Annotated in this window: 26 protein-coding genes; 11 read left to right on the top strand and 15 right to left on the bottom strand. The window is 48.7% G+C overall.

Annotated features, from left to right (window positions below; all coding sequences use genetic code 11):
- Positions 1-102: 102 nt before the first annotated feature.
- The 5 genes from N7U64_RS12790 to N7U64_RS12770 all read left to right on the top strand — a co-directional run bounded on the left by N7U64_RS12790 (position 103) and on the right by N7U64_RS12770 (position 4,571).
- Positions 103-399 carry a metal-sensitive transcriptional regulator gene (locus tag N7U64_RS12790; RefSeq protein ID WP_012369170.1) on the top strand — a complete coding sequence of 99 codons (297 nt, stop codon included), beginning with the start codon at positions 103-105 and terminating at the stop codon, positions 397-399.
- A 12-nt stretch (positions 400-411) separates the two neighbouring features.
- Positions 412-2,544: a heavy metal translocating P-type ATPase gene (locus N7U64_RS12785; RefSeq protein ID WP_318929984.1), complete on the top strand. Its 2,133-nt coding sequence runs from the start codon at positions 412-414 to the stop codon at positions 2,542-2,544.
- Positions 2,541-2,747 (top strand): cation transporter, encoded by a 207-nt coding sequence (locus N7U64_RS12780; protein ID WP_214767056.1) that lies wholly within the window; start codon positions 2,541-2,543, stop codon positions 2,745-2,747. The genes N7U64_RS12785 and N7U64_RS12780 overlap by 4 nt, the downstream gene beginning before the upstream one ends.
- A gap of 84 nt (positions 2,748-2,831) precedes the next feature.
- The gene (locus N7U64_RS12775) at positions 2,832-3,056 is read left to right on the top strand and encodes a hypothetical protein (RefSeq protein WP_012369166.1); all 225 of its coding nucleotides are present in this window, start codon (positions 2,832-2,834) and stop codon (positions 3,054-3,056) included.
- A 207-nt stretch (positions 3,057-3,263) separates the two neighbouring features.
- Positions 3,264-4,571 carry a globin-coupled sensor protein gene (locus N7U64_RS12770; RefSeq protein ID WP_012369165.1) on the top strand — a complete coding sequence of 436 codons (1,308 nt, stop codon included), beginning with the start codon at positions 3,264-3,266 and terminating at the stop codon, positions 4,569-4,571.
- Between the two features lie 53 nt (positions 4,572-4,624).
- Here the strand turns inward: N7U64_RS12770 and N7U64_RS12765 are convergent, their stop codons facing one another.
- From N7U64_RS12765 to N7U64_RS12745, 5 genes are all read right to left on the bottom strand, one after another.
- On the bottom strand, positions 4,625-5,245 hold the full coding sequence (locus tag N7U64_RS12765) for a class F sortase (protein WP_318929983.1): 621 nt from the start codon (positions 5,243-5,245) through the stop codon (positions 4,625-4,627).
- Positions 5,205-5,999: a DUF4397 domain-containing protein gene (locus N7U64_RS12760; protein ID WP_026829490.1), complete on the bottom strand. Its 795-nt coding sequence runs from the start codon at positions 5,997-5,999 to the stop codon at positions 5,205-5,207. The genes N7U64_RS12765 and N7U64_RS12760 overlap by 41 nt, the downstream gene beginning before the upstream one ends.
- Positions 6,000-6,265: 266 nt before the next feature.
- Entirely contained in the window at positions 6,266-7,138 is an 873-nt protein-coding gene (gene speB, locus N7U64_RS12755; protein ID WP_318929982.1) for an agmatinase, read from the bottom strand.
- 60 nt (positions 7,139-7,198) lie between these two features.
- Positions 7,199-8,038 (bottom strand): polyamine aminopropyltransferase, encoded by an 840-nt coding sequence (gene speE, locus N7U64_RS12750; protein ID WP_012369161.1) that lies wholly within the window; start codon positions 8,036-8,038, stop codon positions 7,199-7,201.
- Positions 8,039-8,181: 143 nt separating this feature from the next.
- Positions 8,182-8,856, bottom strand: coding sequence for an NAD(P)H-dependent oxidoreductase (locus N7U64_RS12745; protein WP_318929981.1), 675 nt, complete (start codon positions 8,854-8,856; stop codon positions 8,182-8,184).
- Positions 8,857-9,245: 389 nt separating this feature from the next.
- On the opposite strand from N7U64_RS12745, the gene N7U64_RS12740 reads away from it, so the two are divergent.
- Complete coding sequence (locus N7U64_RS12740; RefSeq protein WP_318929980.1) at positions 9,246-10,802, top strand: BCCT family transporter; 1,557 nt, start codon at positions 9,246-9,248, stop codon at positions 10,800-10,802.
- A gap of 79 nt (positions 10,803-10,881) precedes the next feature.
- On the top strand, positions 10,882-11,724 hold the full coding sequence (locus N7U64_RS12735; protein WP_318929979.1) for a metallophosphoesterase: 843 nt from the start codon (positions 10,882-10,884) through the stop codon (positions 11,722-11,724).
- A 44-nt stretch (positions 11,725-11,768) separates the two neighbouring features.
- Here N7U64_RS12735 and N7U64_RS12730 read toward each other — a convergent pair whose 3' ends face one another.
- Both N7U64_RS12730 and N7U64_RS12725 read right to left on the bottom strand, forming a co-directional pair.
- Positions 11,769-12,263, bottom strand: a complete 495-nt coding sequence (locus N7U64_RS12730) for a YwhD family protein (protein WP_012369156.1) — start codon at positions 12,261-12,263, stop codon at positions 11,769-11,771.
- A 70-nt stretch (positions 12,264-12,333) separates the two neighbouring features.
- Entirely contained in the window at positions 12,334-12,861 is a 528-nt protein-coding gene (locus N7U64_RS12725) for a hypothetical protein (RefSeq protein WP_214767068.1), read from the bottom strand.
- A 138-nt stretch (positions 12,862-12,999) separates the two neighbouring features.
- On the opposite strand from N7U64_RS12725, the gene N7U64_RS12720 reads away from it, so the two are divergent.
- Together N7U64_RS12720 and N7U64_RS12715 are read left to right on the top strand one after the other, a co-directional pair.
- Positions 13,000-13,215: a 2-hydroxymuconate tautomerase gene (locus N7U64_RS12720; protein ID WP_261966348.1), complete on the top strand. Its 216-nt coding sequence runs from the start codon at positions 13,000-13,002 to the stop codon at positions 13,213-13,215.
- Positions 13,216-13,290: 75 nt separating this feature from the next.
- Positions 13,291-13,920 carry an NAD(P)-dependent oxidoreductase gene (locus N7U64_RS12715; protein ID WP_318929978.1) on the top strand — a complete coding sequence of 210 codons (630 nt, stop codon included), beginning with the start codon at positions 13,291-13,293 and terminating at the stop codon, positions 13,918-13,920.
- Positions 13,921-14,004: 84 nt separating this feature from the next.
- Here N7U64_RS12715 and N7U64_RS12710 read toward each other — a convergent pair whose 3' ends face one another.
- The 3 genes from N7U64_RS12710 to N7U64_RS12700 form a co-directional block, all read right to left on the bottom strand.
- Positions 14,005-15,183, bottom strand: coding sequence for a NupC/NupG family nucleoside CNT transporter (locus N7U64_RS12710; RefSeq protein WP_318091227.1), 1,179 nt, complete (start codon positions 15,181-15,183; stop codon positions 14,005-14,007).
- A gap of 124 nt (positions 15,184-15,307) precedes the next feature.
- Positions 15,308-16,159, bottom strand: a complete 852-nt coding sequence (locus tag N7U64_RS12705) for an aminoglycoside phosphotransferase family protein (protein ID WP_318929977.1) — start codon at positions 16,157-16,159, stop codon at positions 15,308-15,310.
- A complete protein-coding gene (locus N7U64_RS12700; RefSeq protein WP_290829185.1) occupies positions 16,156-17,460 on the bottom strand; it encodes an HD domain-containing protein in 1,305 nt (434 codons plus the stop codon). Before N7U64_RS12700 ends, N7U64_RS12705 begins: the two co-directional genes overlap by 4 nt.
- A 155-nt stretch (positions 17,461-17,615) precedes the next feature.
- On the opposite strand from N7U64_RS12700, the gene N7U64_RS12695 reads away from it, so the two are divergent.
- Positions 17,616-18,437, top strand: coding sequence for a biotin/lipoate A/B protein ligase family protein (locus N7U64_RS12695; protein WP_318929976.1), 822 nt, complete (start codon positions 17,616-17,618; stop codon positions 18,435-18,437).
- A 17-nt stretch (positions 18,438-18,454) separates the two neighbouring features.
- On the top strand, positions 18,455-19,303 hold the full coding sequence (locus N7U64_RS12690) for a DegV family protein (RefSeq protein WP_290829181.1): 849 nt from the start codon (positions 18,455-18,457) through the stop codon (positions 19,301-19,303).
- Between the two features lie 114 nt (positions 19,304-19,417).
- On the opposite strand, the gene N7U64_RS12685 is transcribed toward N7U64_RS12690, so the two are convergent.
- The 5 genes from N7U64_RS12685 to N7U64_RS12665 form a co-directional block, all read right to left on the bottom strand.
- On the bottom strand, positions 19,418-19,828 hold the full coding sequence (locus N7U64_RS12685) for a hypothetical protein (RefSeq protein WP_318929975.1): 411 nt from the start codon (positions 19,826-19,828) through the stop codon (positions 19,418-19,420).
- Positions 19,825-21,348, bottom strand: coding sequence for a flotillin family protein (locus tag N7U64_RS12680; protein ID WP_318929974.1), 1,524 nt, complete (start codon positions 21,346-21,348; stop codon positions 19,825-19,827). The genes N7U64_RS12685 and N7U64_RS12680 overlap by 4 nt, the downstream gene beginning before the upstream one ends.
- Entirely contained in the window at positions 21,345-21,866 is a 522-nt protein-coding gene (locus N7U64_RS12675; RefSeq protein WP_290829176.1) for an NfeD family protein, read from the bottom strand. The genes N7U64_RS12680 and N7U64_RS12675 overlap by 4 nt, the downstream gene beginning before the upstream one ends.
- Entirely contained in the window at positions 21,856-22,107 is a 252-nt protein-coding gene (locus N7U64_RS12670; RefSeq protein ID WP_318929973.1) for a hypothetical protein, read from the bottom strand. The genes N7U64_RS12675 and N7U64_RS12670 overlap by 11 nt, the downstream gene beginning before the upstream one ends.
- A gap of 337 nt (positions 22,108-22,444) precedes the next feature.
- A complete protein-coding gene (locus N7U64_RS12665) occupies positions 22,445-23,647 on the bottom strand; it encodes a Bcr/CflA family multidrug efflux MFS transporter (RefSeq protein WP_318929972.1) in 1,203 nt (400 codons plus the stop codon).
- Positions 23,648-23,649: the final 2 nt, after the last annotated feature.

Raw genomic sequence — 23,649 nt, 5'->3', positions numbered from 1 at the left:
CTTTTTCATTTGGTTTTTTCAAGCTTTAACCTTTATACTGGTACCCCCTATACCTATATGATATACTCGGTGTATCAACTAATTCAGAAAAGAGGTGTCCTCATGACACACGATCATCCCCTTGTTCCCCGTTCACCCGAGGAACAAGATGCTTTGATGAAACGATTAAAACGAATTGAAGGTCAGGTCCGCGGTATTGCCAACATGGTCGCAGAAGACCGGTATTGTATCGATATCCTGACCCAGACCGCATCGATTCAAGCGGCGCTCCGCCAAGTCGAGTTGCAGGTCATCGAACGCCACGTCAAAATGTGTATGCACGATGCCGCAACCGGCAAACAGGATACGGATGTCTACGTTGATGAATTGATGGCCGTCATTGCTCGTCTTAAGAAGTAAGGAGGGATTGTCATGTCGAAAAAGATGGAACTGAATATCGAAGGCATGACGTGTGCTGCCTGCTCCGCCCGGATTGAAAAGGTATTGAACCGGATGGACGGAGTCGAAGCCACCGTCAACCTGCCGCTCGAAACCGCCCGGATTGCCGTTCCGGAAGAGATGGATGAACAACTGATTTTAGATAAAATCAAAAAAATCGGTTACGGTGCCACCATTAAGACGGCACCACACGAACAGGTGCAGAACCGGCGGATGCTTTACCGCCTTTGGATTGCCGCTTTCTTGTCCCTGCCGTTACTGCTCAGCATGGTGTCGCACATTCCGAACAGCCCGGTCCATCTGCCTTGGCTGATGAATCCCTGGTTCCAGTTCGCCCTAGCGACCCCGGTCCAGTTCATCATCGGTGCACCGTTCTATGTCGGCGCTTATAAAAGTCTTCGCAGTGGAAGTGCCAACATGGATGTCCTGGTCGTACTCGGAACGTCCGCAGCCTATTTCTATTCCGTTGCGGAAATGATGATTCACCCATTGATGCCGAATCTCTACTTCGAGACGAGTGCCGTCCTGATTACGCTCGTGCTGCTCGGGAAAGTACTGGAGGATCGTGCCAAACAACAGACGACCGGTGCCATCAAAAGCCTCCTTTCCTTACAAGCGACGGATGCCGTCGTGTTGGAACAAGGTGTCGAACGGACGGTTTCGCTCGATCAGGTCCAACCCGGTATGCAGTTGATCGTCAAACCCGGTCAAAAAATCCCGGTCGACGGCATCATCACAACGGGTGATGCCTATCTCGATGAATCCATGTTGACCGGCGAACCGCTTCCGGCTCATAAAGGAACCGGTGACGTCGTGATTGGCGGCACCTTGAACACGAACGGATACCTGACGATTGAAGCGACGAAAGTCGGTCAGGAGACGATGCTCGCCGGCATCATCCGTGTCGTCGAACAAGCGCAGACGGAAAAAGCTCCTATCCAGCGTCAGGCGGACCGGATTTCCGGAATCTTCGTCCCAATCGTCGTCGCCATCGCCCTTGTGACACTTGCTGTCTGGTGGTGGACGACCGGCTCGTTCGCCGAAGCAATTCGTCCAGCCATCGCCGTTCTTGTCATCGCCTGTCCTTGTGCTCTTGGGCTCGCCACTCCGACATCGATCATGGTCGGAACCGGCAAAGGTGCGGAACACGGTGTTCTGTTCAAGGGCGGTGCCCAACTCGAATCGTTGCAGCACGTCGATGCGGTTGTCTTTGACAAAACAGGAACATTGACGATCGGACGTCCGGTCGTCATCGAGACGTTCGGACAGGAACAGGCACTGGATTTTGCAGCGGCTCTTGAAAAAAAATCGGAACATCCACTCGCTCATGCGATCACGGAAGAGCGCGACGTCGTCTTTGATATCGAACATTTCACCGTCGATCCCGGACGCGGTGTCCGCGGGTCGATTATGGGACACGATGTCATGGTCGGATCGGTACGGATGATGCAGGAGCACGGTCTTTCCCTTCCTGACTGGACATCAAGCGGTGCAACGGTCGTCTATGTCACCGTCAACGGTATAATCGAAGCCGGATATGCCATCCGCGATGAATTGAAACCGACTACCAAACAGGTCATTCAGGAGATTCAGCAGACAAAAGCGGTCTACCTGCTGACCGGAGACCGTCGCGAAGTCGCCTTACAACTCGCAACAGAACTTCAGATTCCACAGACCCATGTCTTTTCCGATGTCCTGCCGATTGAAAAAGCCGATCACATCAAAACGCTTCAAGCAAACGGACAGCGTGTCGCGATGGTCGGAGACGGCATCAATGATGCACCGGCTCTTGCAACGGCCGATGTCGGAATTGCCCTCGGCAGCGGGACCGATGTCGCTCTTGAAGCGGCAGACGTCACGTTACTTGGACATGATTTGCAGCAAGTCATTACAGCCATCCGTCTCAGCGAACAAACGATGAAGAACATCCGGCAGAACCTGTTTTTCGCCCTCGGTTATAATGCAGTCGGGATTCCGGTTGCCTGCCTCGGACTGCTTGCCCCTTGGGTCGCAGGTGCCGCGATGGCATTCAGCTCTGTCTCTGTCGTCACAAATGCGTTACGCTTAAAACGTATTCCACTATCCAAAGGAGGAAAACAATCATGAAAGAAACAACTTTAACTGTCGTCGGAATGACGTGTAATCACTGTAAAGCAAGCGTCGAATCGGCGTTAAACGAACTCGACGGTGTCACAAATGCAACCGTCTCACTGGCAGACAACAATGTCACCGTCACACACGAAGACGTCGCGACAGAACGTCTTGTCGAAGCGATTGAAGAAATCGGCTATGACGTTCCGACCGCATAATTTTTTAGCCAAACTGCGTGAAACATGCAGTTTGGCTTTTTTATTTTGAAAAAAACGGGAATGGTTCTACAAGGAGGGGTTCGTATGGTACCGAAAATCGAATTCGTAGAACACTTCGATGACAACAAAGGAAAACGATTTAAAATCGAACTTTGGAATCTCGGAACCTTCACATTCAGTGCTGAATCAGCCAAAGGACCTGTCACCCGGTTTACGTCCATCGATATTCAATTCGTCCAGACTTGTGTAAGTCGGATGCGATCAATTGTCGATGCCCAAAAAGCGTTTCAGGAAGATCAACCTGTTTAATTCATCGCGTGACACATATAGCATGTACCCTTCATTTCAGAAGCGGTCATTCCACTCATGATCCCCGATCATGAGTTTTTTGTTTTTAAGTCAATGATTTTGTCTGTCGCTGTACTTTTTGAAGAAAAAGATTATCGGATTTCTGAAAACAACCGATAACAAATAAGACACTAAAAATCTTAATTCCAAGAAAATCGGGGGCATATCGTGCGCAATCCATTTAAAGCTAAATCATCGATGTCGGCCTATCAGGCGACAATCGGATTTCCAGACAAACGACTCATTACAAAAACAAGTGATCCGAGTTTAACGGGACGCTTAGAATACATGGGCTACACGGAAGAACATCTGCAAACACTAAAAGCAATGGCGCCTGTCGTCAACAGCATCCTCGATGAAGTACTCGAACAAGTCCTTGATCATTTACTGCTTCACCCTGAAATGGTACAGATTGCTCAAACTTCTTCGACACGTGAACGTCTGAAAAAAGTCTTCGCGGACTACTTCGGCAGTTTACTGACGGGAAACATGGATGATAAATTTCTTGCGATGCGGACACGGATGGGCAAAACCCATAACCGTAACTTTGTCCCGGTGACCTGGTTCATCGCTTCCTATGCGGCGTTCAATACGTTATTGATTCCGAAAATCGTCGAACATTTTCAACATGAGCCGGCACAATTGACGAATGCGATTCTTGCACTGAACCACGCGATGAATCTTGATGCTCAAATCGTGACGAGCCAGTATGTCGATGCCCGCTTACACGAAGTCAGTGCAGCAAATGAATCCCGGAGCCGGCTCTTGCAGGATGTCGTACGCGTCAGTCAGGAAGTCGCAAGCACTGTCGAACAGACGGAAGGTGCAATTTCTGAAACAAGTCGTCGGGCGACACAAATCTTATCTGAAACCGATCAAACGGAAAAAACAAGCCGTAATCTGGTCGGACTGACCTCGGAAAACGAGACTCAGATGGAAAAGATGGAACATCAATTTGCTCAAGCCACGTCACAAGTCAGCACGTCATTAACAAGTATCCAGCAACTGAAAACGACGTCAGATGAGATCGTCAAAATGACACAAGGCATCGAAGACATCGCTAACCAGACGAACTTACTCGCCTTGAATGCTTCGATCGAAGCCGCTCGTGCCGGAGAGCATGGGAAAGGTTTCTCCGTCGTTGCGATTGAAGTCCGGAACCTGGCGGAAAACGCAAAACTGCTCAGCAGCAGCATCAACAGCCTGATCCAAAAAAATAATGGCAACATCAATGAACTCGTTTCGCAAATGGAAGACATCACACGATCAAACTCCGCTTCGCGTAACGAACTGCAACAAGTCAAGAGCGGCATCCATACCGTCAAACAGGAAATGGAGAACTACTTGGAGATGTTCGGCCGTAATAAAAATGATTTAAGCCAAATCGTACAAACGATTCAAGGTATCAGCCAGACGACGCAAGGGTTATCTGCCTTAACGACGGATTTGGTCGCCGCTTCTGAAGTGAATGCTTAAAACCAATAGCACATACAAAAGGGACCTGTCCGTCAGCGGAGAGGTCCCTTCGTTTATTTTTCCTGTTCAGCCGTCACAACCAATCGCTGATCGTATCCTTTTGATTGGGTAAACGTTCCGACACACGTAATTAACGTCAAACGTTGCGCCAGTGTCGCTCCGAAAATAGAACCGACCGGTGCCTGATCAACGGGATAAGACATTACGTTCGTCACCACGTATGAAACCTGCTCTCCCGTTTTAGCGCTTACTTCAATCCGTTGTCCCCGTTTCACTTTTGCCAAGTCATAAAAGACAGCCGGACCGTTCGTATCATCTAAATGTCCTGCCAAAATGACATTGCCGGTCTGATTAGCTTTGGCGCCATATCGGTACCAACCGACTTGATCCGTCTGCTTCGGAACATCCATCCGTCCTTTAGCATCTTTTCCAACGACTTCAATTTTTGCATTCACATCGATCGCCGGGATCTTCAAACGATTCGGGATGAATGTTTCGACTGCTTCTGTCTTTGCGTCAGACTTTGGTGCCGGTGAATCGACGATAGGTGTTGCCGGTTCCACAGAGCGTGGAGGCGAAGTTTCCTCCGCTCCGCCGCATCCTGCAAGCAACACGGTGAGTAACAATAAGAGATTACGCGTTTTGTTTACGACGGACGACATAAGCTGTCCCAACCAGCGCTGCTCCAGCAAGTGCTACGAGTGCCCAAGTTGTTGCCATGGATGATGTTTCCGTTGTTCCGCCAAGACCAGTGTCCGGCATCGCTGCCATTTCACCGCCGTCCGGAATCAAGAGAACGTCAAATGCCGGTTCTCCTTCAAGTAAACCGATTGCGAGTGCTGTATAGTTTTTACCGCTGTCGAGCTTGATGCCGTCGAGTGCTTTCACGACATCCGTCGCACCGGCTGGTCGTACTTCAAGGTCATACGTTCCGGCATCGAGTGTGCCGTAGTCTGAGACTTTCGAGAATTCAAGGTCGCTGAAGAGCGGATCTCCGCCTTTTGGTGCGACGTCAACAGCTGGTGCATCCGGTGCAAAGTGAGCGACACGGACCATTGATTTGCCGTCTTCCCCTTTGCCGTTATCTTCCATGACGGCGAGTTTGATATCTGCCAATTTACCGATTGCAGCTACAGAATAGAATTTTCCAGCTTCGATATTGAGTGTTTGAGAAAGTACAGGATCCTTTGTTGTACCGGCTGCGAAGACTTCTACTTTATGTTCTCCGGCTGGGAGTGTGAGATAGTCAGTGACTGCTTTGAATTCTGCTCCGGATACCGCTTTTTTGCCATCGACGGCGATATCCACTGCTGGAGCATCAGGTGAAGCATGAATTACACGAACCATTGCATCGTCCGCCGCGCCTACCGGGAGCACAAAAAGTGCGAATAGCAAAGCAGCTGTGACGAAAGATAAGAGTTTCTTCATCTTTTTTCCACCTTTCATGTCATGATGTATTCCGCTCTCAAACCAACAAATCCGTTTACTGCAGAACTATTACTTCTGCCCAAAAAATATTTTTATCGTGGTGACATCTTAAATTTAAAATAATATTTTTGGGCTGTAAATATCTGAGTGTGCTGATGTTGAGGACAACAGCACATTGCGTTTTCGCTTGAACTGGATGGAATAATCGCTGCCCGGAAAAAAAAGGTCAGATTCCGCAAAAACGGATCTGACCTTTTTGTTATCGTTTATTTAATGAACCCGATCATCATCTCACGCAAAACTTTCGCAGCTGCGATTGCCGTCATATCCGATTGATCGTACGCCGGACAAACCTCGACGAGATCGGCTCCGATAACGTCGACATCGGCACGGGCGATCATATGGACGACTTCAAGTAATTCCTTTGTCGTCACGCCGCCGATTTCTTGCGTGCCTGTTCCCGGAGCCGCTGACGGATCAAGGACATCGATATCGATCGTCACGTAGACTTTTTTACCGGCAAGCTTCGGTAAAACCGCTTTTAACGGCTCGACGATTTCGTATTTAAACAGGTTGTAACCGGACGTTTTTGCCCATTCGAACTCTTCTTTCATTCCTGAACGAATCCCGAACGAATAACAGTTTTTCGGTCCGATCAAATTCGCAATCTTTTTAAGTGGTGTTGAATGTGATAATGGTTCGCCTTCATACGAATCACGTAAATCCGTGTGTGCATCAAAATGCAGCACGACGAAATCTTCGTAATGTTTATCAAAGGCTTTGACGACTGGCCACGTGACGAGGTGTTCGCCGCCCATACCAAGCGGGAACTTGCCTGCCGTCAACAACGAGTCGACGTACTCTTCAATCATATCAAGTGATTTTTGCGCATTACCGAACGGCAACGGGATGTCACCGGCGTCAAATAATTTTGCATCGGCGATATCACCGTCAAGATATGGACTGTATTCTTCGAGTCCGAGTGACACTTCACGGATCCGGGCCGGACCAAACCGTGAACCGGGACGGAAACTGACCGTCCAGTCCATCGGCATACCGTACAACACACCTTTTGCATCTTCGTGAGTCGGTTGACTCGCGATAAATACCTTACCTGAGTAAGCTTCATCAAACCGCATGATTATTCCTCCATTCATAGAAAGGAGTGCCCCTGAAAACGGAACACTCCTGATGTGTAATTAAATCGTTAAATCTTTGACGAACTTCGGTAGCGCGAATGCAGCTGTATGAAGTTCCGGTGTATAATATTTCGTTTCGATCTCGTGGAAACGCTCTGGTGCGACTGCGAGCGGATCATGTTTTTTCGATCCGATCGTAAATGTCCACAGACCGCTCGGATACGTCGGAACGTTAGCGATGTAGAGTTTTGTAATCGGGAAGATTTCTTTCACGTCACGTTGTACATCACGGATTAACTCCGGTGTGAACCACGGGTTATCCGATTGAGCGACGAAAATACCGTCTTCTTTTAATGCTTTCGAGATTCCAGAATAGAATCCTTTTGTGAACAGGTTGACGGCCGGACCGACCGGTTCTGTTGAATCGACCATGATGACATCATATTCGTTGACTGCTTCTGCAATATGCATGAATCCGTCTCCGACGATGACTTCAACACGGGCGTCATCAAGACCACCTGCAATGTTTGGTAAATATTTTTTCGAGTATTCGATGACTTTTCCGTCGATTTCGACAAGAACCGCCTTCTCAACAGATGGATGCTTCAAGACTTCACGGATGACTCCGCCGTCTCCGCCACCAACAACCAAAACGGATTTTGGATTCGGGTGTGTGAAGAGTGGGACGTGTGCGACCATTTCGTGATAGACAAACTCATCACGATCTGTCGTCATGACCATTCCGTCAAGTAACAACATTGTACCGAACTCGTCCGTCTCAACCATTTCCAGGCGTTGAAACTCCGTTTGTTCGCTCTCATAAACGTGGTTGACACGGAATGTGATACCGTAATCTTCCGTTTGGTGTTCCGTGAACCATAACTTTAATTTTTGTTCCATTTGCGATAGAACCCCTTTCTTTCATCAAGACAAAAGTTGTTCGTATGCGAGTGGCGTTTACGGCGCTTCTTAATCATACAAATGCGAGTATACCGGACTTTGAAAGAAACTTCTATATAATTCGAAAAAATCCGCCTGTTTTTTTAGTCGACGAACGTGACGATTTCATCGAGGCACCGGCGCTGTTTCGCCCGTTTCGGTTCATCCGCCCGGTAGCCGAATGCGACCATGACCGGGACGGTGAAAGCAGACCGGTCAAGCACACCGTGCCGTTCGAGAATTTGTTCGACGGCCTGTTGGTCGAATCCTTCGATCGGACATGAGTCAATCCCAATCTGCGCTGCTGTCGACATCATGTTTCCGAGCGCAATATAAGCTTGTTTCGCTGACCAATCAGCCATCGCTTTTTCATTGTTCCCAATTTTGAAATCTTCTTCGAGGAACAAACCGTACCGTTTCGTCCGACCGGCTTTCGCTTCATCCGACAGACCGAGTAGATCCATCATATGCGTGACATGCGCCCCGTCCGGTTGCATCTGTTCCCCTGTCCGGGCCAGGAAAATCACATAGTGGCTCGCTGTCGGCAATTGTCCTTGCGCTCCCCAGGAGACCTCACGAATTTCATTTCGAACGGATTCATTTTGAATGACAAGCAGATTCCATGGTTCGTATCCGAAAGAGCTTGGGGAAAGTCGTGCTGTCTCCAAAATAAATGAAAAATCGTCTTCAGTTATTTTTTTCGTCGGATCAAATGATTTCGTCGCATGGCGGAACTGGAAAGCTTCAATAATCTGTTGTTTTGTCTGGTCGTGATTCATGAGTGATTCCTCCTACATAATATGATGACTACCTGATACGATATCAAACCCGTTTCACTCCGTCTGTTTTTTTGCTTCATCGATGTATCTTAAGTGCATGTTACAAAACAGCAGAACCGGGAAATAATAAATAATTCAATTGATTTCATTTCTTCTATTGCACCCATTCAGACCCGTCATTCCAGGATTTTCCCAGGTCACATCGCTTTTATCATTACATCTTCTTTTCCCATCATTACCCATTTTCGTTTGCCAGTCCTGTTCATCTTTGTTACGGTTGAAACTTGCGTGATAAGGTTTTGTTTTCAAATGACACGGGTATTACTAATGTCGTTGTCTAAACGGATTACAAAATTACATGTAAAATTCGAAAGAAGGTGTTGAACACGATGGAAAATACTCGAAAAAGTAAGATTACAAATGTCTTTATTGTCTCCGTCATTTTCTGTGTGCTCTTTACCATATGGGGAATCTTGCCTGAATCACTCATTGGTGCCGCAAATCTTGGAAATGTCACGGGCATTGCCCAAAACTTTGTCTCAAACGGTTTTGGGTGGTTATATCTCCTTGGAATGAGTGCCTTTTTGTTAATTGCCATCTTCCTCATATTTTCCCGCTTTGGTTCAATCCGACTCGGTAAAGATTCGGACCGTCCGGAATACGGTTTAATTTCTTGGTTCGCCATGCTGTTTAGTGCCGGTATGGGAATTGGTCTTGTCTTCTGGGGTGTCTCGGAACCGTTGACGCACTTCCATACGCCGCCGGTCGCAACCGATGATCCGACGGAAGCTGCGCGTCTTGCCATGCGTTACTCCTTCTTCCATTGGGGGCTTCATCCATGGGCGCTTTATGCCATCGTTGGTCTTGCAATCGCCTATTCGACATTCCGTAAAGGACGTCCGGCGACGATTGGAGATACCGTTGCTTCATTGATGAAACCGAAATATGAAGCCGCCGGTAAAGGAACGGTTGAAGTTCTTGCGATTGTCGCGACCGCGTTTGGTGTTGCCACGTCACTCGGACTTGGTGCCCAACAAATTTCCGGTGGTCTTCACTTTCTCGCCGACGGTATTCCAAACTCTTTCTTCACTCAGTTAATCATCATTTTGGTCGTATCCGTTCTCTACATGATGAGTGCCGCTTCCGGTCTTGATAAAGGAATTGTGCGGTTAAGTAACGCCAACATCGTTCTTGCTACATTGTTGATGATTGGTGTCCTGTTCCTCGGACCGTTTAGCTTCATCATGGACCTGTTCGTCCAAACAACAGGCGCATACTTGCAAAACCTTCCGGTCATGAGTTTCCGGGCATCCGCCTTTAATCCCGATGAACGGGGATGGATCAATGACTGGACGATTTTCTATTGGGCCTGGTGGATTTCCTGGTCTCCATTCGTCGGAACATTCATCGCCCGTGTCTCGAAAGGACGGACGATCCGCGAATTCGTACTTGGAATCATGTTAGTCCCGACGATTTTTGGTCTACTCTGGTTCTCCGTTTTCGGTGGATCAGCGATTTGGAACGAATTGTTTAATAACGTCGATCTCATCTCGACGGTCAACGATAAAGGGGTCGAAACCGGGATGTTTGCTCTGTTTGAAACATTCGGTGGTCTCGGGACCTTCCTCAGCATCATTGCCGTCTTCTTGATTACGACCTTCTTCATCACATCTGCCGATTCAGCGACGTACGTCCTCGGAATGTTGTCTTCCGGCGGCAGTCTGTTGCCGAGTCTCCGGATTAAAATGACGTGGGGGATCATTCAGTCGTCCATCGCGGCCGTTCTGCTGTACGCCGGTGGACTCAGTGCCTTGCAGGCTGCAGCCGTCCTTGCCGCCTTCCCGTTCGTCTTCGTCGTCGGGATGATGGTAATCGCCCTGTTCACGGATCTTTCCGATGAACCGGATGCTGCCAAAGTAGCTGATGATGTAAAAAAAGAAGCCTGAATGCAGTTAGACCCTGTCTTCCCTCGAGCGGAAGACAGGGTCTTTTTGGTATGCTGAGTAAAAGAAAAGGGGTGAGGATATGCGCGTTAAGAAAAAATGGTTCATTCCCATCGGTATTCTCGCTCTCAGCAGCTGGTTTTTGTACCGGGAAAACAATCAAATCGACACGACCGCAGTCACGATTCAATCGGAGAAACTACCGGCTGCGTTTAATGACTATAAAATTGTCCAAATTGCTGATCTGCACGGAAAATCATTTGGCTCGAAACAACAGCGTCTCCTGAAAAAAGTCCGTAAACTGCAACCTGATGTCATCCTGATGACGGGAGACTTAATTGACTCGCGACGAAACGGAGAAGAAGAAGCACTCCTGCTGATGAAGCAGCTGACACCCGATTATCCGGTCTATTTCGTGACGGGAAATCATGAAGTCCGTCTGAACTTAACGATTTTACCGAAACTGGAACAGCTTGGGGTAACCGTTCTTCGAAATACATCCGTTTCACTCGAGCAAAACGGGCAGTTCATTGAGTTGCTTGGAATCGATGATCCGACGACGACCCGTTGGAGTGAAGGACTACAGGAGCCGGATGGTATCCGTCAAAGTCTCGATCAAGCCCAGTCGACTGCCGAGACCCGTGCCTTCCAGCTGTTGATGGCGCATCGTCCGGAATATTTGCCGTTATATGCGGAACGCAAGGTGGATCTCGTATTGTCCGGCCATGCCCACGGCGGACAGATCCGCCTGCCGTTCACGGACGGGATGTATGCCCCCGGTCAAGGGTTTTCCCCTGATCTGACCGCAGGACAACATACGATGGAGAATACACGGCTGATCATCAGCCGCGGCCTCGGTAACAGTTTATTTCCGTTCCGGATCTTTAATCACCCCGAGTTGATCGTCGTGACGTTACGTACATGATTCATAAAAAAAGTGCCAACTCTTTTACAGAGTCGGCACTTTTTTTAAGCGAGTGCTTCATGTAATTCTGGCTCGGCGTTTTCCCACATCTCCGGTTTGTGTGTCTGCAGGAAATCACGCAACAAGTGTTTCGATGTCTCGTCCATATGATCGACGACAATCCGTCCTTTTAACGATTTATCCATCTTATTGACATGATCTGCTAAAATCTTAAAGCCGCGTCGTGCTTCGACATCAACTAACAGGTCACATGCTGCGACGCCACCGTAATAAAATCCTTCCGGTTTCCGGCCAACCGTCACCCAAACGATCCAGTACAGCTTTCCGTTTGGTGAATCCGCCTTGTCTGTCGTGAATTTAATCCGTTTCTCGATGGCTGCCTTCGCATGCATCGCACCCATATCAATATAGGCTTCACCGTCTTCCGGCGAGATGATGACCGGTGACATGCTGTTCAGACTAAGTGTTCCGACACCAAATCCACCATGCCCGTCCGTTGAGTTATCTGAAATGATATTGAAGTTAATTTTCTTTTCCATCGTTTACTTGTCCCCTTTTACTACTGTTGCTTCTATCATACCGCATCCAACAGTCGGTGCAAGCCTTCGTTTACCGTTTGAGTATCTCGAGCTGCTCCCGGGTGACACGACGGATCGTTGGTAACCGCAGACATTCGAGGGACGTGAGTTCTTCGTGAGCGGGTGGATTCAGCTCTTCCAGTTGCACCAATGCCCGGTCATACAATGTTTGCGAGGCACGACCGAACAGAACAATCCGCTCCAGTGATGAACATTTCGAACGAATCGCCCGTAATTGCTTGGCCAGTTCCCGAATCCGCTCTGCCAACTCGTCTTCGATGTCAGGTGTCGGTTTACGATTTTGAAAAATCGGTTTGAAGCGGTCCTCATCCCGAAGCAACGTCAACATCCCGTAGCGTTTTGCTTCTTCATTTCCGACAAGCGCTGCCAATTCCTTATCCGTTACGAGCCGTCCAAACGGAATATTTTGATCAAACAAAACATCTGCGACTTCGAGACCTTTTGCGCCTGATAACGGGTATGTGTTGTCTTCTGGTAAAGCGCGGTCAAAAATCAGTAGCGTATGGATTTTTTTACGAATCACCGGTTCCATTTCCATGCTCTCACCTCATCCTCATCATTTCTTAAGTACCTACTTCTTGCTTCCGACAGACTACTCCTGTTCTATACCCATCTTTTCCAATTTCCATGTGCGGTTTGACGGAACCCGGGTGACGTACGGTATACTGATGGCGTATTGTACTTATGCCAGAAGGAGGAATTTTACATGCCTTACGTTACCGTAAAAATGTTAGCCGGACGCACGGTGGAACAAAAACGCGCGTTGATCGAGAAAGTCACAGCGGCCGTTTCTGAATCCGTCGATGCACCAAAAGAAAATATCACCGTTTTCATCGAAGAGATGGAAAAAACCGATTACGGTCAAGCCGGCGTCATGTTTTCTGACAAATAAACACTCTTCAGGAGGAATGATCTAATCCATCGTTCCTCCTGTTCCATATACGTATCACAGAAAGGATGAAGCATCATGGCAACAGTAAGCATACTTGGCGCAACAGGACGTACAGGACGCCCTTTACTGGATTTATTACTAGAGAAAGGTCATGACGTCCGGGCCCTCGTTCGATCGGAACAGCATGGACTGCCGGACCATCCCCAATTGACAATCCTTCAAGGGGATGCAACGGATGCAGACGATCTCGGACAGGTTATCGAAGGAACGACTGCCGTCTTCAGTTGTTTAGGAACGGATCAAAAACAGATTCTTTCGGTCGCTGTACCGCATCTCGTCACGAAGATGAAAGAACAGCAGATCGAACGAATTGTCTTCGTCGGGACAGCCGGCATCCTTGATGCTTCGGAAGAGCCGGGAAAATACCGGTTCCAGGCGAGTGAATCCCGTCGCCGCTCGACGATTGCGGCAGAAGATCATCTGAAAGCCTACTTGACGTTAAAGGATGCGGATGTCGACTATACGATCATTTGCCCGACACAACTCGTTGAAGAAGATGCAATCGAGGACGTCTTGATTGAATCCAATCGATTCACGCATGAAACCGGTCCAATCCCCCGCGTCAATGTCGCCCGCTTCGCCTACGACGTTTACGAGGAAGGCTTGTTCCATCGCGAACGGGTCGGCATCGCTTCACGCGGCTAAACATAGCAGAAACACAAAGCAGGACCCGATTAAAAATCAGGTCCTGCTTTTTTAGAAATGACGTGTCCATCATTCGTATGCGATTTAGAGTAAGATACTGACGACGATTGCCGTCAAGACGCTGACGAGTGTTGCGCCGTAAAGCAGTTTCAAGCCGAAGCTCGCTGCAACACTTCCTTGACGATCGTCGAGTCCTTTGACAGCACCCGCGATGATCCCGATCGACGAGAAGTTCGCGAATGAAATCAGGAAGACCGAAACGATTCCAAGTGTCCGTGCTGAGAATTCTTTTGCATATTCAGGCAGGCTGAGCATCGCGACGAATTCGTTTGTAATCAATTTCGTTGCCATGACACTACCGGCACTGACCGCTTCTGCCCATGGAATCCCCATGATGAAAGCAAACGGTGCGAAGATATAACCGAGAATATCCTGGAATGAGATGCCGAGCACCATCAGGAAGATATCGTTGACCATTCCGATCAAGGCATTGTACCCGATCAACATCGCTCCGACGATGATGGCGACTTTGAATCCATCCATGATGTATTCGCCGAGCATTTCGAAGAACGTTTGTTTTTCTTCGACGATTTCCAAAATGTCTTCCTTTGGATCGACTGTATACGGGTTGATGATTGAAACGATCATGAATCCACCAAACAGGTTCAAGACGATTGCTGTAACGACATATTTCGGTTCGACCATCGTCATGTATGCTCCAACGATTGACATCGATACCGTCGACATCGCCGACGCACACAATGTGTATAGACGTTGCGGCGGTAATTTACCGATTTGTTTTTTTACAGTGATGAAGACTTCCGATTGACCGATGGCTGCTGATGCTACGGCATTATATGACTCGAGTTGTCCCATTCCGTTGATTTTCGAAAGAACAAACCCGATTCCGCGCATCAAGAGCGGTAAGATTTTCGTGAACTGTAAAATCCCGATCAGAGCCGAGATGAAAACGATTGGTAACAGGACGTTGATGAAGAATGGCTGTGCACCTTCGTTCGCTAATCCGCCGAAGACGAAGTTGATTCCGATTGCGGCATAACTAAGCAATTTCTCAAAGACTTGAGCGACACCTTTAATGACGATATATCCGAACGACGTATTCAAGAGGATGTATCCAAGTACAAGCTGAAGTACTAGCATGACCGCAAGCGGTTTCAATTTGATGCCTTTACGGTTGCTGCTGACAAGGTATGCCAAACCGAACACGATGACAAGTCCTAGTAGTGCGATTAAATATTTCACGAACTATCCCTCAATCCATAGTTTATTTTATCAGTTGTACATAAGTACGAGGTCTGACGTTCAATCTCTTTCCCAAGTACTAGAATAATCAACATTCGGAAGAACTGCAAGGGGTAAAGTTCATTTAGTAACCGCTTTCGTCATTTTCATAAACTTTCAATACAATGTTTTCCATCCGTTCCCGAACATTGCCCTGACTGATGTTCGTCTTCCCATATGCTTTCCAACCGGTATAAACATCGACGGTGTCCGGTTCAAAATCAAAAACAGCGGTTAAATCCCATTTTCGATCGTACGAAAATCCACTGCAGGCAATATATTCTGCTAAAAATTGATCGGCTGCTTCGATCGATTCAAGCAATGCCAGATTCAATCGGCAATGGGCGACGTCGACTTCAATGGGTCCGATACAGGCGTTAATCCAGTCGACTACGTTATACTTTTCAGCTGATTCGTATAACACATTGACCGGATGGAAATCACGGTGAATGAACCGGATTTGCTGACTCGCGGACGGTGGTTCTGCCGTGGCCCGTCGCCAGACGTCTTTTCGGACTCCCCACGAAGGAACCGTTCGTTTCGTCGCGTACGGTGCATACCGATACCGGTCTTCCGGGACCGGCAATCGGTGAATCGCAGCTAACGTTTTTGCCAGTTGTTTGAGATAGGTTCGATTTAAGGGCTCAAGCCGGACCTCTCCCGGTACACGCGTCATTTGAATCCAGGGCGGTATCTCCCCTTCCCGCGTCATTTGATAATGTTCGACATCCGGACCGAGACTTCCGTTCGCCTGTAACGCAAAGACCTCGTGCGCGACGAGGTCCGGTTCCTGTTTAAGCCAGGTAGCATTGGTATGAATTCGAAAAACGCTATCGCCCGCTCGGAATACGTACGAGGAAGTCGCTCCCTTTAAGGGAATAACCGGTTCCCCTTCCAAGCCGACTCGCCGCAAAATCGTTGCGATGATCTCATTCATACGTCTTCTCCGAGTAACAATTGATCGATTTGCATCTTCTCATTCGCAAATTCCCGTAAATCATGCAGAATTTCTTGCGGATAAAACAACTTTTCATCCGTTTGCCGTGAATTGGCAATCGCTTGAACAAGCGGTGAAACTTGCGAAATCTCTTTCATCTGACCATTTTTCATTTGCAGCATGATCGGTTGTTTACTGATTTCCCCGTTATCACCGTATAAGTCGTACGGCAGACGGCTGAGCTTGTCTTCGAGCAGATAATAAGTGGGATCGAGCCCGATTTTTTCAAATAACGTACAGAGTTTCTCGTGGACACGGGCACGTTTTTCTGCCGGATAATCGACGTATTTGAATAATTTCCGGTCAACGAACCGTCGTGCCAGATCACTTAACACCGCATCCTCTTCTTCCGCCCACTGTTGGAAGTAGAAATAGACGATGGTTTCGTCGAGAGCCAGATAATTTTTTAAAGACATCCGCTTCGTAAAGAGCGGACTTAAATGAACCGGATCAATCGTAAACGCGTACCCGCTCGTATACAGTTCTTTTGCCCGTTCAAGAATCGCTTTTAATAAATAGTCGCTCGACCGTGTGACCGGATGGAGATAGACCTGCCAGTACATCTGATAACGACGCATGATGTAGTCTTCGATTGAATGCATCCCGGATTGCTTGACGACCATCTGATTCGGTGCCGGACGCAGGACACGCAGCATCCGTTCGAGGTCAAACTTTCCGTAGCTGACACCGGCAAAATGGGCATCCCGCAATAAGTAATCCATCCGGTCGACATCAAGTTGGGAACTAATCATCGTCACGAGCAATTGATTCGGATGCGTTTTATTGATGATCGAGGCGACTTCTTCCGCAAACCCTTCCCCGACTTGATCGAGGACCTGTTTGATTTCCGTATCCCCGAGAATGATCCGTTCCGTCCATTCTTCATGATCGACACCAAAGACGTTTTCGAAAGCATGGGAGAACGGTCCGTGCCCGACGTCGTGTAACAGGGCCGCGACCAATGTCAGCTCCCGGTACTGGTCGTCCCAGTCCGCCCGGCCGTTAAAGACGTCAATCAGTTGCCGGGTAATCTCATATACACCAAGCGAATGATGGAACCGTGTATGCTCCGCTCCATGAAATGTCAAAAATGACGTTCCCAGTTGTTTGATCCGGCGCAAACGCTGAAATTCCTTCGTTCCAATCAATTGCCAGATCAATTGATCGCTGACATAGATGTAGCGATGAACGGGATCTTTGAATACTTTCGTTTCCTTTAGTTGTCCCAGTGACTGATACATACACTCTCTCCTTTAATGGCTCGTTCTCTGTCGTTATAGTTCATAGTTCGGTTTGAAACGGTCCGTTCCTGTTGCTTCACTGGCTTCTTATTAAAAAGTTTGCACTGCCGTATGCTATAATAATGTCGCAAATCTAGAAAAAAAGGAACGAGCCTATGGGAATCGAACTCTTAAAACAAGAACATTATCGTATTTTTGATCAAACGTCACTCGGAAACACCTTTCATGCGACACAGTCTTTTGCAATGGACGATACTTTATGCGCCTCCGTCGCTACAGAGGGTGCCGCCATCCGCTCTTGGGTCCATCATGAAACGGTGGTTCTCGGAATTCAGGATGCACGCCTCCCTCACCTTGATGAAGGAATCGACGTCTTACACGCCCATGGTTTCCAGCCGGTCATCCGCAATTCCGGCGGGCTTGCCGTTGTCCTTGATGGCGGTGTTCTGAACATCTCGCTTGTCCTTCCGGAACGCGGCGGAATCGATATCGACAGCGGTTATGAAGCGATGCTCGCACTTGTCCGTCGGATGTTCGCCGAAGAGACCGATGCTATCAATGCCGGCGAAGTCGTCGGATCTTATTGTCCGGGATCGTATGATTTATCGATTGCCGGCAAAAAGTTTGCCGGGATTTCACAGCGGCGGGTCCGTGGCGGCGTCGCCGTTCAAATTTATCTCTGTGTGACCGGAAGCGGCAGCCGCCGGGCACAGCTGGTCCGTGATTTTTATACAGCGGCCTTACAAGGAGAAACGACCAAGTTCGTGTATCCGACAGTCGTTCCGGAAACAATGGCTTCTTTGGAAGAGTTGTTGCAACGTCCTTTGACGGTCGAAGACTGCTTGGTGCGTGTCTACCGCTCCTTGATGGAACTTGGCGCGACACTCACGCCATCCGTCTTGAGCGAGCTTGAGAACGAACGCTTCGGTGTAAACCTGGGTCGGATGTTGGATCGAAATGAAAAAGTCCTAGGTTGATAAAGGAGAGAACGAACATGGTACGTTTTATTACAGACAGCGGTGCCGATGCACCAAAAGAATTACTCGACGCGTACGGCTTCACGGTGATGCCGTTCGGCGTGTTGATTGACGAAGAAACATTTTTCGACGGCGAATCGATTTCACCGGTCGAATTATATGAAAAAATGCGGAACGGGGCGGCCCCAAAGACGTTCCAGGTCGAAGTGTCACGGATGGTCGAAGTCTTTACAGAACATTTCAAACAAGGGGAACCGTTCCTCTATCTGGCTTTCTCAAGCGAACTGTCCGGTACGTATCAAACCGCAACGATGCTTGCAGCGGAGCTCGCGGATACGTATCCGGATGTCCCGTATGCGATCATCAATACGAAAACCGCCTCGACCGGTCAAGGGCTGTTTGTGCTCGACGTCGCTGAGTTTTCAAAGACACATACCTTCGAAGAAACAAAAGCGTATGCCGAACAAAAAATCAATACCGTCCGTCATTTGTTTACGGTCGAATCGCTCGAATACCTGATGCGGGGCGGCCGTGTTTCACGAGCCAGCGCCTTCATCGGTGGTTTACTGTCGATTCTGCCGCTCTTGACGGTCGAAGACGGGAAACTGATTCCAAAAGAAAAAATCCGCGGTCAGAAAAAAGTCATGAACCGGATTGTCGAATGGATGGAAGAAGCACGTCCGTCGATTGATGGACACCGGATCATCATTGGTCACGGGGATTCAATCGAACGGGCGGAACAACTGAAACAGTTGATCGAAGCCCAATTCTCACCGAGTGAAGTCTTGATTACGATTGCCGGAGCGGCGATCGGTTCTCACACTGGTCCCGGATTAATCGTCATCGGCTATGATTTACCGGCCTGACAGCCACTTGATTTTATTTACACTAAAAAAATCCGAATGATCCCCCCTCTTCTTGATCAGGAAAGGTTGGATCATCCGGATTTTTTTACTTTTAAAACCTGTCATTTCACTGTTTTATCGTCTCGATGCATACGGTGTCCGCTCTGTTCCCGATTTAAAAAGCCCGAGTATCAAAAAGCGGAACAACACATAGACAAACAAGAGCAACGTCACCAGTTCAAAGAACAAATAGCCGACGTCTTGCAAGGACAGTCCTGTCCGGGCTCCGTTCCACAAGTAGGGAAGATCTATTGTCAACAGACCGATCAGACCGGCAGCCAGCGCTTCCGCCCGCGTCAGCGGATGGCGAAGTGAATAGGAAACCCGCTTGACGTTAAAGGTGTTCTGGATTCCGTCCTCTGATGTATAACCTTTATACAGCCCGAACGCCGAAGCGATTGCTACGAGGAAAAGCGTCGACAGCGGGGCAACGAGATTTACGATGACCAGCAGGAACAGCACCGGCAAGACAACGTTCGGTTTCATTCAGACTTCGTTCCCGAAGCGACCGGCTCTCCTTGATTCAAGTTGACCGTCAATGGTTTCGCCGTTCCTTTACCCGAGAAGTTTTCAATCAAGTCTTTCACATCGATGCCGGATGACGCTTTAAGCGTCTCCTGTAACGAGGCCATCAAGTCGGTGGCGTATCCGGTCACCCGGTTTGCACCGCCGCCCTCGCCGCTTCCCGTATCGACGACCGTAATCTTGTCAATGTTGCCTAGTGGTGCTGCGACTTGTTTCGCATATTCCGGCATCATCCGGACGACCATATCGAGAATCGCCGCTTGTCCAAACTGTTCGAACGCTTGCGCGATTTTTTCTTTTGCTTCGGCCTCTGCAAGACCTTTCAGACGGATGATATCGGCTTCTGTTTCCCCTTGTGCCCGCTCCGCTTCCGCTTTGGCCAGACCATCAAGACGAATTCGTTCAGCGTCGGCTTTTGCGGACGCTTCAATCCGGTATTTCGTTGCATCGGCTTCCGCATATTGCTTCGCACGGTCGGCCTGGGCCGCCTGCTCGATGGAGTAACGGTCGGCGTCGGCCCGTTTTTTAACTTCCGCATCGTATTGTTTCTCACGGCGGAGAATTTCGCGTTCTTCGAGTTCAATTTGTTTCTGACGTTCGATGATTTTGATCTGCATTTGTTGTTCTGTGACTTCCTGCTGAGCGCGGGCATTCTCAAGATCATACGCTTGGTCGGCTTTTGCTTTTGCGATATCCTGCTCACGGCGGTAATCTGCCATCTTCAGCTGGTTTTCCTTTTCCGCTTCCGCAATTTCCGTCGCCCGTTCCAGTTCAGCTTTTTTTGCATCTTTTGAGGCTTCTGCCCGTTTAATCCGTGTTTCTTTTTCTGCATCGGCTGTTGCGATATCAGCATCGCGGCGGACTTGGGCAATCCGCGGTTTCCCGAGTGATTCCAAATAACCGTTTTTATCGCGGACGTCTTTGATGGTGAACGAGACGATGATCAGTCCCATTTTCGCTAAATCCTGTGATGCGACCCGTTGCACTTCCTGTGAGAATTTATCACGGTTTTTGTAAATTTCTTCGACTGTCATCGAACCAAGAATCGAACGCAGGTGCCCTTCAAGGACTTCCCGTGCTTCTCCTTCTCGGTCTTCTTTGGATTTACCAAGGAATTGTTCGGCTGCTGTCGCAATTTCGGAAATCGAACTGCCGATTTTGATGATTGCTGTCCCGTCTGCCATGACCGGAACCCCCTGCTCCGTATAAACTTCCGGCGTCGTTACTTCGAGCTTGCTTGACAGCAGGCTGAGCGGGGATGCTTGTTGAAAGACAGGTAAGATGAACGCTCCTCCGCCGCGAATGATTTTGACCCGGTTGCCGGATTCATCCGTGTTGACGGTCGGACTGTTCCCGAGATAACTCCCAGAAACGATTAATGCTTCTTCCGGTCCGACTGTGCGGTACTTCGTTACGAATAAGGCGATCAGCGCTAAGATCAGTGCGCCGGCTATGATTGCTACGATAATAATCGGATTCATGAAAACATCTCCTCTTTCCACTGTGTAGGGTAGGTCATGACATGGGCCACGCCTTGTTTGATTTCAATGATGATCACTTTTGTTCCTTGTTCCAACGCCGGACCTTCAAAAAGAACGGCGGATTTGGCAATCCGTCCCGACACATCGTCGACGAGAATTTCCCCGTAACCGGCTTCCGGAATCGGGAGGATGACAATGGCACTGCGTCCTTCAAGCGTCTGTTCCGAAAAACTGATGGACTGCTCCGCTTTCGCAAGCGGAACAAAAATAAATAAGTGCAACAAAGACGTCAAGATGAGACTGATACCGGCACTGATCAGCAAAATCACAAGCGAACCGAGTGACGTCAGGTGTTCCAGTCCGAATCCGAAAGCGGATGTCAAAATGACAAAGGACAGGATTAACGTCGGATGAAAGATTTGATCGATGCCCGGAATCAAATCGGAAAAGACGACAGACAATAAAACGCCGCAGGCAGCAGCGGCAAGTGCATACAGATAAAGCGTACTAACGTCCATCTTCGGTCACCTCGATAAACGGATTCGATCCATACAGTTGCCGATAGGCTTGAAGATACGCATGTCGATTTTCTTCATATAACAATTCGGCTAATTCTTTCTCCCGTGGACTGTCTGTTTCCTGATACCGGCGGGCATACTTTTTTTGTGCCGCGTAATGCCGCGCGAGCAAACTTTCGAGTGTCCGGGGATTATTTGATTCAGATACCGGCCGTGTATCTGAAAAAGATCGTTTTTTCATCCGACTGCTCCTCTCTTCTGTGCTGAGCTCTTCTTTATTTACGGTTTATTTTTGGAAATAGTTTCAAAATGACTGATTTTTTTACATTTTTTCTTCTGCGTCCATATCCTTTATCAAAAAAATGACTGACTCTAAAGTCAGCCTTATCTCATAAAAAATCACTCGTTTCACGCCACTCCTACAGGAAAAAGCGCAAGCTGGCTTGCGCTGTCAGAGACAAACAAGACCCGGTTCCCTGCCTGAGTGAGGCAGGAAAACTGGCTTGTGTCTCGCCTGAGGAAAGGGCGTGAAAGAACGAGTGATTTTTTTGAAACAACCTTTTGTTGAACTGCTTTCTTTATTCCTGTTTTCTGCGCACAATCAGTAATGTATAGATGAGCAGTGACAAGCAGTCGAGCGTCATGATGATCAAGCCCATCGGTAACGCCGACTCTTCCCCCATCACGCCGACAAGCGGTGAGACAAGTGAGCCGACAAGCATCGGTAACAAACCGAGCAACGCGGACGCACTTCCTGCTGTCGAACCATAATTCTGCATTGCCAAGGTAAAACCGAGCGTCGAAATCATCCCGACACTCGAGACGACGAAGAACAGCGGAATCATGACGAGAATCAAGGAATCAGATAACGTCAGGGCAAGAAACAGACAGATTCCGGCCATAGCGACGACCGTCAAGGCAATCCGCATCATCTTTTCACTGTCGACGCGTCCGGCCAATCGTCCGGCAGTTTGCGCTGCCAAAATAATTCCGATGCCGTTCAGACCAAACAGGAAACTGAATTGTTGCGGACTCGCGCCGTAAATGTTTTGTAAGACGAATGGGGAACCGGAAATATAAGCGAACATCGCGCCCATCGCAAAGGCTTGGGCAAAGGCATACCCGATGAAGGTCCGGTCCGATAACAGCCGTCCGAACGTTTGAAATGTTGTCTTCAAATTCCCTTCGACCCGGTGATGGACGGGCAGGGTTTCCGGCAAGCGGAATGCAACGGCAATCAGCATTAACGTACTTAAGACGGCCAGCAGATAAAAGACGATACGCCAATCGCCGAACCGTAAAATCTGTCCGCCGATGATCGGTGCCAGAATCGGTGCCGTTCCGTTGACCAGTGATAATGCCGCAAAAAACTTCGTCAGTTCGGGTCCTTCGAATAAATCGCGGACAATCGCCCGTGAAATGACGATCCCCGATGCACCGGCTGCGCCTTGGACAAACCGCAGTGCAATCAGCACTTCAATCGTTGGCGCAAAGGCACAGGCAAGTGATGCCAGTAAATACGCAGATAACGCCAGGAGCAACGGACGTTTCCGTCCCCGGACATCACTGAGCGGACCGACGATGATCTGCCCGAGTGCCATCCCGAGCATACAGGCCGTCAAGCTGAGTTGAATCGAGGAAGCACTGGCGCCAAATGAACGCGACATATCGGGAAATGCCGGTAAATACATGTCAATCGACAGTGGACCGAGTGCGGCGAGTGATCCTAAAATCAGGATTAGAGTCAATCGTTTCGTTTGAATCGGTGAAGTGTTCGTCATGA

Source organism: Exiguobacterium sp. K1, assembly GCF_033721435.1.
GTDB classification, from domain to species: domain Bacteria; phylum Bacillota; class Bacilli; order Exiguobacteriales; family Exiguobacteriaceae; genus Exiguobacterium_A; species Exiguobacterium_A artemiae.
This window is presented reverse-complemented; position numbering and strand designations above follow the sequence as displayed.

Bases quoted from the DNA above. Each gene is read 5' to 3' on its own strand.
- N7U64_RS12790 (WP_012369170.1), top strand. From the start codon at position 103: ATGACACACGATCATCCCCTTGTTCCCCGTTCACCCGAGGAACAAGAT.
- N7U64_RS12785 (WP_318929984.1), top strand. From the start codon at position 412: ATGTCGAAAAAGATGGAACTGAATATCGAAGGCATGACGTGTGCTGCC.
- N7U64_RS12780 (WP_214767056.1), top strand. From the start codon at position 2,541: ATGAAAGAAACAACTTTAACTGTCGTCGGAATGACGTGTAATCACTGT.
- N7U64_RS12775 (WP_012369166.1), top strand. From the start codon at position 2,832: ATGGTACCGAAAATCGAATTCGTAGAACACTTCGATGACAACAAAGGA.
- N7U64_RS12760 (WP_026829490.1), bottom strand. From the start codon at position 5,999: ATGAAGAAACTCTTATCTTTCGTCACAGCTGCTTTGCTATTCGCACTT.
- speB (WP_318929982.1), bottom strand. From the start codon at position 7,138: ATGCGGTTTGATGAAGCTTACTCAGGTAAGGTATTTATCGCGAGTCAA.
- speE (WP_012369161.1), bottom strand. From the start codon at position 8,038: ATGGAACAAAAATTAAAGTTATGGTTCACGGAACACCAAACGGAAGAT.
- N7U64_RS12745 (WP_318929981.1), bottom strand. From the start codon at position 8,856: ATGAATCACGACCAGACAAAACAACAGATTATTGAAGCTTTCCAGTTC.
- N7U64_RS12740 (WP_318929980.1), top strand. From the start codon at position 9,246: ATGGAAAATACTCGAAAAAGTAAGATTACAAATGTCTTTATTGTCTCC.
- N7U64_RS12735 (WP_318929979.1), top strand. From the start codon at position 10,882: ATGCGCGTTAAGAAAAAATGGTTCATTCCCATCGGTATTCTCGCTCTC.
- N7U64_RS12730 (WP_012369156.1), bottom strand. From the start codon at position 12,263: ATGGAAAAGAAAATTAACTTCAATATCATTTCAGATAACTCAACGGAC.
- N7U64_RS12725 (WP_214767068.1), bottom strand. From the start codon at position 12,861: ATGGAAATGGAACCGGTGATTCGTAAAAAAATCCATACGCTACTGATT.
- N7U64_RS12715 (WP_318929978.1), top strand. From the start codon at position 13,291: ATGGCAACAGTAAGCATACTTGGCGCAACAGGACGTACAGGACGCCCT.
- N7U64_RS12705 (WP_318929977.1), bottom strand. From the start codon at position 16,159: ATGAATGAGATCATCGCAACGATTTTGCGGCGAGTCGGCTTGGAAGGG.
- N7U64_RS12700 (WP_290829185.1), bottom strand. From the start codon at position 17,460: ATGTATCAGTCACTGGGACAACTAAAGGAAACGAAAGTATTCAAAGAT.
- N7U64_RS12695 (WP_318929976.1), top strand. From the start codon at position 17,616: ATGGGAATCGAACTCTTAAAACAAGAACATTATCGTATTTTTGATCAA.
- N7U64_RS12690 (WP_290829181.1), top strand. From the start codon at position 18,455: ATGGTACGTTTTATTACAGACAGCGGTGCCGATGCACCAAAAGAATTA.
- N7U64_RS12685 (WP_318929975.1), bottom strand. From the start codon at position 19,828: ATGAAACCGAACGTTGTCTTGCCGGTGCTGTTCCTGCTGGTCATCGTA.
- N7U64_RS12680 (WP_318929974.1), bottom strand. From the start codon at position 21,348: ATGAATCCGATTATTATCGTAGCAATCATAGCCGGCGCACTGATCTTA.
- N7U64_RS12675 (WP_290829176.1), bottom strand. From the start codon at position 21,866: ATGGACGTTAGTACGCTTTATCTGTATGCACTTGCCGCTGCTGCCTGC.
- N7U64_RS12670 (WP_318929973.1), bottom strand. From the start codon at position 22,107: ATGAAAAAACGATCTTTTTCAGATACACGGCCGGTATCTGAATCAAAT.
- N7U64_RS12665 (WP_318929972.1), bottom strand. From the start codon at position 23,647: ATGACGAACACTTCACCGATTCAAACGAAACGATTGACTCTAATCCTG.